Annotated in this window: 9 protein-coding genes and 1 pseudogene; 7 read left to right on the top strand and 3 right to left on the bottom strand. The window is 74.4% G+C overall.

Features of this window, described 5'->3' with window-relative positions:
* Positions 1 to 397, top strand: a pseudogene (locus tag ONA70_RS32305) (ABC transporter permease subunit); the annotation flags it as partial.
* Between the two features lie 114 nt (positions 398 to 511).
* On the opposite strand, the gene ONA70_RS32310 reads toward ONA70_RS32305, so the two are convergent.
* Positions 512 to 1,687 carry an ROK family transcriptional regulator gene (locus tag ONA70_RS32310; protein ID WP_265010278.1) on the bottom strand — a complete coding sequence of 392 codons (1,176 nt, stop codon included), beginning with the start codon at positions 1,685 to 1,687 and terminating at the stop codon, positions 512 to 514.
* 123 nt (positions 1,688 to 1,810) lie between these two features.
* Between ONA70_RS32310 and ONA70_RS32315 the strand changes: the two genes are divergently transcribed.
* Entirely contained in the window at positions 1,811 to 3,262 is a 1,452-nt protein-coding gene (locus tag ONA70_RS32315) for a glycoside hydrolase family 3 N-terminal domain-containing protein (RefSeq protein ID WP_265010279.1), read from the top strand.
* Positions 3,263 to 3,297: 35 nt separating this feature from the next.
* On the top strand, positions 3,298 to 4,065 hold the full coding sequence (locus tag ONA70_RS32320) for a PP2C family serine/threonine-protein phosphatase (RefSeq protein WP_265010280.1): 768 nt from the start codon (positions 3,298 to 3,300) through the stop codon (positions 4,063 to 4,065).
* A 144-nt stretch (positions 4,066 to 4,209) separates the two neighbouring features.
* Here ONA70_RS32320 and ONA70_RS32325 read toward each other — a convergent pair whose 3' ends face one another.
* Positions 4,210 to 4,875 carry a GNAT family N-acetyltransferase gene (locus ONA70_RS32325; RefSeq protein WP_265010286.1) on the bottom strand — a complete coding sequence of 222 codons (666 nt, stop codon included), beginning with the start codon at positions 4,873 to 4,875 and terminating at the stop codon, positions 4,210 to 4,212.
* A 123-nt stretch (positions 4,876 to 4,998) separates the two neighbouring features.
* Between ONA70_RS32325 and ONA70_RS32330 the strand changes: the two genes are divergently transcribed.
* The 4 genes from ONA70_RS32330 to ONA70_RS32345 all read left to right on the top strand — a co-directional run bounded on the left by ONA70_RS32330 (position 4,999) and on the right by ONA70_RS32345 (position 7,599).
* On the top strand, positions 4,999 to 5,694 hold the full coding sequence (locus tag ONA70_RS32330) for a response regulator transcription factor (protein ID WP_265010281.1): 696 nt from the start codon (positions 4,999 to 5,001) through the stop codon (positions 5,692 to 5,694).
* The gene (locus ONA70_RS32335; protein WP_265010282.1) at positions 5,687 to 6,715 is read left to right on the top strand and encodes a sensor histidine kinase; all 1,029 of its coding nucleotides are present in this window, start codon (positions 5,687 to 5,689) and stop codon (positions 6,713 to 6,715) included. The genes ONA70_RS32330 and ONA70_RS32335 overlap by 8 nt, the downstream gene beginning before the upstream one ends.
* Positions 6,716 to 6,779: 64 nt before the next feature.
* Positions 6,780 to 6,965, top strand: a complete 186-nt coding sequence (locus tag ONA70_RS32340; RefSeq protein WP_265010283.1) for a DNA repair protein — start codon at positions 6,780 to 6,782, stop codon at positions 6,963 to 6,965.
* Positions 6,966 to 7,080: 115 nt separating this feature from the next.
* Positions 7,081 to 7,599: a hypothetical protein gene (locus ONA70_RS32345; protein WP_265010284.1), complete on the top strand. Its 519-nt coding sequence runs from the start codon at positions 7,081 to 7,083 to the stop codon at positions 7,597 to 7,599.
* 49 nt (positions 7,600 to 7,648) lie between these two features.
* Here the strand turns inward: ONA70_RS32345 and ONA70_RS32350 are convergent, their stop codons facing one another.
* Complete coding sequence (locus ONA70_RS32350; protein ID WP_265010285.1) at positions 7,649 to 8,380, bottom strand: Clp protease N-terminal domain-containing protein; 732 nt, start codon at positions 8,378 to 8,380, stop codon at positions 7,649 to 7,651.
* Between the last annotated feature and the right edge of the window lie 23 nt (positions 8,381 to 8,403).

Raw genomic sequence — 8,403 nt, forward strand, 5'->3', positions numbered from 1 at the left:
CTGGGGATCGCTCGGCGGCACGTACGGCCGGGGACTGCTGCTGGTGCTGGTGGCCGGGGCGCTCGGCTTCGCGATCGCCACGCTGGGCCGGCACACCGCGGCGGCGCTGGGCACGGTCGCCGCGTACCTGGTGGTGTGGGAGCTGGGCGCGCGGCTGGTGTTCGACCTCGTCGAAGCCGCCCGGCCGGAACGCTGGATGCTCTCCAGCTACCTGGCCGCCTGGCTGAGCGGCGAGGTCCAGTTCTGGGACCGGTTCGCCTGTGACGGCGGGGACGCGGGCTTCTGCGAGGGCTTCTACACGATCGGCTGGGGCGCGGGGCTGGCGGTGTTGCTGACCCTGACGGCCGCGCTGGTCACCGCCGCGTTCGCGGCGTTCCGCCGCCGCGATCTGATCTGAGGCCGCCCGGTGCGGGCCCCGCTGCCGGGGCCCGCACCGGCAACTCCTTGCAGAGATCCCACAGGTCGTGAAGAATTCCTTCACATGGTGCGGTGGGCGACGGCGGGTGGGCGGTCAGCCGACCGTCGAGCCGAACACCTCGTCGCGCACCGCGTCGAGTGCGGTACGCAGCGCGCCGCGCAGGATCGGCTCCTCGGTGATCCCGGTGGTGACCACCCGCGGCCGGACCAGGGTGATCGCGGCGACCTCGTGCTGCACCCGCTCGGCCAGCGCCGGTCCGCCCGCCCGGCCCACCTCGCCGGCGAGCACCACCAGCGGCGGGTCGAGCACCACGCAGGTGCTGGCCACGCCGAGGGCCAGCCGCCGGGCCAGTTCGTCCAGCATCGGGCCGCCGGCCGTGCCCGCGGCGATCGCGGCGCGTACCGCCTCGGGGGCGTCGGCCGCGGCGAAGCCGTGCTCGGCGGCCACCGCGCGGACCGCGTCGGCACCCGCGAGCTGCTGGAACGCCGGCTTGGCCCGCTTCGACACATCCCGCGGGATGGGCGCGCCGGGCACCGGCAGGTAGCCGATCTCGCCGGCCGCGCCACTGCTGCCGTGGTGCAGCCGGCCGCCGAGCATGATCGCCAGACCGACGCCGGCGTCCACCCAGACCAGCACGAAGTCCGACACGCCCTGGGCCGCGCCGGACTGGGCCTCGGCCACGGCGGCCAGGTTGACGTCGTTCTCGAAGACCACCGGGATGTGCAGGTCCTCGCGGAGCGCGGCGAGCAGGCCGCTGTGCCAGCGCGGCAGGTTGAAGGCGAAGGTGATGTCGCCGGTGCCCGGGTCCACCAGACCGGGGGTGCCCAGCACCACGCGCCGCACGCTGGACAGCTCCGCGCCGGCGCTGCTCGCCGCCTGGACCACGGCGTTGTGCACCACGCCCACCGGGTCGTCGGTGTCCCTGGTGGACTGCTCGACCCGGCCGACGACCACGCCGGTGATGTCGGCGCAGGCCGCCACCACCCGCTCCGCGCCGACGTCCACGCCGACCACGTACGCGCTGCCCGGGCGCACCGCGTAGAGCTGGGCGTTCGGGCCCCGCCCGCCGGCCTGCTCGCCGACCCGGGTGACCAGGCCACGCTCCTCCAGCCGCTCGACCAGCTGGGAGGCGGTCACCTTGGAGAGCCCGGTCAGCTCGCCGATCCGGGCCCGGGTGAGCGGCCCGCGCTCGAGGAGCAACTCCAGTGCCGCGCGGTCGTTCAGCGCCCGTAACAGGCGGGGGGTGCCGGGCAGCCGGGTCGAACTCATGCCACGTCCTCTATTTTCAGTAAAGTTTGCTAACCACAAAATGCCTGCAGAGGGGTGCCCGTCAGCGTATCGGCCACCCCGATCCGGAGTCGTCGGACGACCCGGCAGGGAAAGGGGATACTCGTGGGGCTGGATCCAGGACTCCGGCGGCTCGCGCTGGGCACGCTGCTGGCCGCGTACCCGGGACCGATCCCGCCCGACTGGGCGGTCGACCTGCTCGCCGAGGGGCTCGCCGGGCACACCCTGTTCGGCACCAACATCCACGACCCGGCCCAGGTCGCGGCGACCACCGCCGCACTGCGCGCCGGCCGCCCGGACGTGATCGTCGCGGTCGACGAGGAGGGCGGCGACGTCACCCGGCTGGCCCACGCGACCGGCAGCCCGTACCCGGGCAACGCGGCCCTCGGCGCGGTCGACGACGTGACGCTGACCCGCCAGGTGTACGCGGCGATCGGCGCGGAACTGGCCGCGCCGGGCATCACCGTGGACCTGGCACCGACCGTCGACGTGAACACCGCCGACGAGAACCCGGTGATCGGCACCCGCTCGTTCGGCGCGGACCCGGCCCGGGTGGCCGCCCACTCGGCCGCCGCGGTCGCCGGCCTGCAGTCCGCCGGGGTGGCCGCCTGCGCCAAGCACTTCCCCGGGCACGGCGCCACGGTCGCCGACTCGCACCACGAACTGCCCACCGTCGACGTACCCCCGGCGGTGCTGCGCGAGCGGGACCTGCCGCCCTTCGCCGCGGTGGTCGACGCCGGGGTACGCGCGATCATGACCGCGCACATCCGGGTGCCGGCGCTGACCGGCGAGGGCCCAGCCACCTTCAGCCGGGCGGTCCTGGTCGACCTGCTGCGCGGCGAGTACGGCTTCACCGGCACCGTGATCACCGACGCGCTGGAGATGAAGGGCGCCGCGCTGGCCGCCGGCGGGACGGGTCCGGCCGCCGTCCGCGCCCTCGCCGCCGGGGCGGACCTGCTCTGCATCGGCGCCAAGGTGGACGCCACGCTGGTGGAACACGTGGTCGAGGAGATCGTCGGCGGGATCGAGGACGGTCGGCTGGACCGGGCCCGGGTCGAGGAGGCCGCCGGCCGCGCCGCCGAGCTGGCCACCTGGCGCGGCGCCGGCAGCGTTCCGACAGCGACGCCCGACGGCCTCGGCTACGCCGCCGCGCTGCGCGCGGTACGCGTCGAGGGCGACCTCACCGGCCTGACCACTCCACTGGTGGTGCAGGTGCACGCCACCTCCACCATCGCCGAGGGGCGGGTGCCGTGGGGGCTCGGCCCGCACCTGGCCGGGGCCCAGGAGGTCCGCGCGGTCGCCGGGGAGACCACGCCGGAGGAGCTGCGCGCGCGGGCCGGCGACCGGCCCGTCGTGCTGGTCGGCCGGCATCTGCACCGGCTGCCCGGGGCGCGCGAACTGGTCGAGGGGCTGGCCGCCGTGCACCCGGTGACGGTGGTGGAGATGGGCTGGCCGGGCGACTGGCGTCCGGCCGGCGCCCGGGCCTTCGTCACCACGTACGGGGCCAGCCACGCAAACGGCCGCGCGGCGGCGCAGGTGCTCGGCCTGACCGGCTGAGGCCTGACCAGCCCGTTCCGGGGTAGTTCCCGGGGATGAGCGCCACCGCCGCCTGGCACGCCGCCCTGGCCGACCTGCTCTCCCGGTCGCACCGGTTGCCGCCCGACCGGCTACCGGTGGCGGTCAACGCGGCCCTGCGCCCACTGGACGTCACGGCGACGAGGTACGTGGTGGACGTGGAGCAGGAGCTGCTGCGGCCGCTGCCGGAGCCCGGCCGACCGACGCCGGACCCGCTGCCCATCGACACCAGCCTGCCCGGCCGCGCCTACACCGAGGTACGGGCGCGGCCCGGCCAGGACGGCCGGCTCTGGGTCCCGGTGGTGAACGGCACCGACCGGCTCGGCCTGCTGGAGGTCGTCCTGCCCGCGGGTGCGGACCCGGCGGACGGCGCGCTCGGCGACGGCTGCCGGGCGATCGCCGGACTGATCGGGCACGTGCTGACCAGCAAGTTGCCCTACGGCGACGCGCTGCACCGGGCCCGGCGCGGGGCACCCATGGCGGTCTCCGCCGAGCTGCTCTGGCAACTGCTCCCGCCGCTGACCTTCGCCAGCGACACGGTCGTGGTGAGCGCGATCCTCGAACCCTGCTACGCGGTGGGCGGGGACGCCTTCGACTACGCCCTGGACGGCACCATCCTCGCGCTGGCGATCCTGGACGGCGTCGGGCACGGGCTGCCGGCGACACTGACCACCTCGGTGGCGCTCGCCGCGCTGCGGGCCGCCCGCCGGTCCGGCGCGGAGTTCGGCGCTCACCGTCATCCACACGCTGCGTCACTGAAGCTCCCCGGCCCCCGTCGAACATAGTCGCAGGTCAAGTCCGCTACCAGACAGCAGTAATCCCTTGCCGGACCACCCTTCGACACTTAGCGTTACCAGTGACGGAACCTGGGAGGAGAGGCTGCGGACCGTGGATCCGGCCCGGGATCCACGGTCCGCGCCCGGCCGAGGTCAGCGCGGGAAGACCCCGAACGAGGTCCAGCCCCGGTCCGGAAAGCCGGCCGCCTCGGCCACCCGTGCCGACGCGTGGTTGCCGACGTCGTGCAGGTAGGTCGGCACCGCCCCCTCGTCGAGCACCCGTCGGGCCGCCTGGGCGACCAGCCGCCGGGCCAGCCCCCGGCCACGGGCCGCCGGGTCCGTGCCGACCGCCAGCTCGTGCCCGTACGCGTCGTGGCGTTTGACGCCCACACCGGCCAGGTACCGCCCGTCCGCGTCGCGGGCCACCAGCACCTCGCGATCGAAGAGACGCAGCCAGGGCGGCAGGCCGGGGGTGGTCGACCGGATCCACTCGCCGGCGTCGGGCAGCGGCGCCGGGGCGGTGCTCCACCGGAACAGGCCGGCGTGGGTGATGAGCTCCGGCGTGCCGACCGCCGCCGGCAGGGACGACAGCAGCCCCGCCACCGAACGGCCGCGGGCGAGGGCGCGTACCGCGTCGACCCGGTCGGGCGGGACCGACAGGATCGTGCACCCGGGCGCGCCGACCGCGAGGGCGGGCCGCAGCCGGCCGTCCCACGCGGGTCGGGCCCGCCGGTGCGAGCGGACCACGTGCAGCCCGGGACCGGCCGGCCACTGTCCCAGCCAGGTCGCCAGGTGCAGGAACAACCGGCGGTCGAGCACCCCCAGCACCCCCTCCGTCCCAGCTCGCCGTGATCACGGTACGCGCGCCCAGCCGTAAGGACCTCGCAACACCTGCACCACCCCCGCCGTCGGTACGCTGTGCCGCACGACGGGGAGGTCGCGGTGGCGCAACGGGTGCTCGTGGTCGACGACGACCGGACGGTGGCCGACGTGGTCTGCCGGTACCTGGAACACGCTGGGTACGAGGTGGAGCACGTCGGGGACGGCGCAGCCGCGCTGGCCGCGGTGGCCCGGCGTCCGCCGCACCTGGTGGTGCTGGACCTGATGCTGCCCGTCCTGGACGGGCTGGAGGTGTGCCGGCGGCTGCGGGAGCGACCGGACGGCGTACCCATCGTCATGCTGACCGCGCGCGGCGACGAGGCCGACCGGATCCTCGGCCTGCAACTGGGCGCGGACGACTACCTGGGCAAGCCGTTCTCCCCCCGGGAGCTGGTGCTGCGGGTCCGGTCGGTGCTGCGCCGCGCCGGCGGCGAGCCCGCCGGCGCACCCCCGGAGGTGCTGGCCGACGACGGCCTGGAGGTGGAGACCGGCCCTCGGGTGGCCCGGCTGCACGGCCGGGAGCTGACCCTGACGCTGCGGGAGTTCGACCTGCTGGCCCATCTGATGCGACACCCGGCGCGCGCGTTCCGCCGAGTCGAGCTGCTGGACCGGGTGTGGGGGTGGAGCTTCGGCGACCAGTCCACGGTGACCGTGCACGTGCGCCGGCTCCGGGAGAAGATCGAGGCCGACCCGGCGAACCCCCGCCGGATCGTCACGGTGTGGGGCGTCGGCTACCGCTACGAGCCAGCCGATGGGTGACCTGGCACTGATCTTCGGGGCGGCGCTGCTCGCGGCGCTCGGCGTCGGACTGGCCGGCGCGGTCGTCCTGCGGCTGCTGCGCGGCCGATCCATCACCGGACACATCTTCGTGCTGCTGACCATGACTGTCGGCGCGGTGGTGGCCGGGGTGGCGGTGGTCGCCGAGGCGATGTTCCTCTCCCCGCACGACCTGGAGGTCGTGCTGATCACGGTGTCGGCCGCCGCGGCGGTGAGCCTCGCCGTGGGCTGGCTCTTCGGCCGCCGGCTGGCCGCTGCGGCGGTCTGGGCCGACCAGGCACGGGAGCGGGAGCGGCGGATCGAGAAGGGCCGCCGGGACCTGGTTGCCTGGGTCTCGCACGACCTGCGTACGCCGCTCGCCGGGCTGCGCGCGATGGCCGAGGCGCTGGAGGACGGGGTGGTCCGGGACCGGGAGACGGTGGTCGAGTACCACCGCCGGATCCGGGTGGAGACGGACCGGATGACCCGGCTGGTGGACGACCTGTTCGAGCTGTCCCGGATCAACGCGGGCGCGCTGCGGCTGTCGCTGTCCGCGGTGCCGCTGGGCGACGTGGTCTCGGACGCGCTGGCCGGCACCGCGCCGCTGGCCGCCGCCCGCCGGATCCGGCTGGTTGCCCCCGAGTCGGGCTGGCCGACGGTCACCGCGAGCGAGCGGGAGCTGGCCCGGGTGGTGGGCAATCTGCTGCTCAACGCGATCCGCTACACCCCGGAGGACGGCGCGGTACGGGTGGAGGCCGGCCGGGACTCCGACACCGCGTGGCTGGCCGTGGCCGACACCTGCGGCGGCATCCCGGAGGCGGACCTGCCCCGGCTGTTCGATGTGGCGTTCCGGGGCGAGCCAGCGCGGACGCCGCGCCCGGGCAACGGCGGGGCCGAGGGCTCGGGCGGGCTGGGGTTGGCCATCGTGCGCGGTCTGATTGAGGCGCACGGCGGGCGGGTAGACGTACAGAACATCACGGATGGCTGCCGGTTCGTGGTCCGGTTGCCGGCGGCGGGAACCTGACGCATCGACCCTGCGTCATATTCATTTCCATACATGTACAAGTTTCTCTGGGACGGTAATGGTCATGCCGAATCAGCCGAATGACCGGTACCAGCAGGACCCCGAGCGCAGCTGGCCGGCCGTCGAGGACACCGGGTTCCCGGCACAGGCGCGGTACCGCGAGACCCGCGCCGGCAGGTCACTCCCCTGGGCCGAACTGAACGCGCTACCGGCCGATGCCTCGACCCGGCGCGGCCTCAACACCCGCTGACCGGAGGCGGGGAAAGCGGCGACACACCCGGGCGCTCCACCACGGTTCTTCGCACAGGTGTCGGGTAGCGTCTTCTGGTCCGAAATCCCGGCCTACGACAGGAGAAGCTCCGCGCATGGGCAAGAAGACGATCCACGTCTCCGACTTCAGCGGCCAGGTGCTGCGCCCCGACGACGAGGTGGTCAGAGTCGTCGTACTGGAGCACCCGGACCTGGTGGCCGGGCCCGTGCAGCTGGACGCCACCCCGCTCGAGGTGGAGAGCATCGACGACGCGGCGCTGGACGTGGCCGTGGTGGAGATCCACGATCGGCACGGCGGCGGCGAACCGCGCCGGGTGGTGCTCACCGCCAGCGAGTTCGATGCCATGGCCACCGATGTGCCGATGGCGCAACTGCTGCGGACCGCCCAGCGGGTGAAGCCGCCGAAGGCGCGGCGCAGCGCCGAGAAGATCGACTACGGCACCATCGAGCACGCCGGAAAGCCGCACCGGGGGAAGGTCACCGACGAGGAGGCAAGGCTGGTCCGCGAGCACCTCGACGAGGTCAACAAGCGGCTCGCCGACGCCGGCCTCCGCCAGGTCGACCCGGCCGACCCGGAGCACGCCGCCCGGTACGGCTTCCCCACCGCCGACTGACCGCGCGACGCCGGGCACGCGCCCCATGGCGCGTGCCCGGTCGCCGGAGTCAGGCCATCTTCCGGGCGATCTCGGCGAGCGCCCCGCCGATCGCGGACTCCATCGCGTCCTTGTCCAGCCCGAGCCCGGTGAGCACGCCGTCGCCGCCCTCCTCCTCGAGCAGGGCGAGCAGGATGTGTTCGGTCCCGATGTAGTTGTGGCCGAGCCGCAGCGCCTCCCGGAAGGTCAGCTCCAGGACCTTCTTCCCCCGCGCGTCGTAGGGGATCAGGTCCGGGACCTGCTCGGCCTTCGCCGGCAGGGTCGCGGCGACCGCCTCCCGGAACCGGTCCAGGGACACCCCTCGCGCCTCGATCAGCTTGGGAGCGAGCGCGTCCGGGTCAACGAGCAGGCCGAGGGCCAGGTGCCCCGGACCGATCTCGGCGTTGCCCGCCCGCCGCGCCTCCTCCTGCGAGGCCATCACGACGTTACGTGCGCGGGGCGTGAACCGGCCGAAGCCGGCGTTCGGGTCCAGCGCGGCGGCCGTCTCGGCCTTGGCGGCGGAGCGCTTCTGGGCGGCCTGTTTGCTGACGCCCATGCTGCGGCCGATCTCCGTCCACGAGGCGCCGGAGCGGCGCGCCTGGTCGACGAAGTGCCCGATCAGGTGGTCGGCGACGTCGCCGAGGTGGTCGGCGACCAGGACGGCATCGGCGAGCTGGTCCAGCGCGTCGGTGTGCGCCTTCTTGATGCCCTCGATCAGGTCGTCGAGGCGTACGGGGTGGGTCATCTTCACGGGGTCCGTCATGCGTCAACCATAAGTTGACGGCA

The organism is Micromonospora yasonensis (genome assembly GCF_026013475.1).
GTDB classification, from domain to species: Bacteria; Actinomycetota; Actinomycetes; order Mycobacteriales; family Micromonosporaceae; genus Micromonospora; species Micromonospora yasonensis.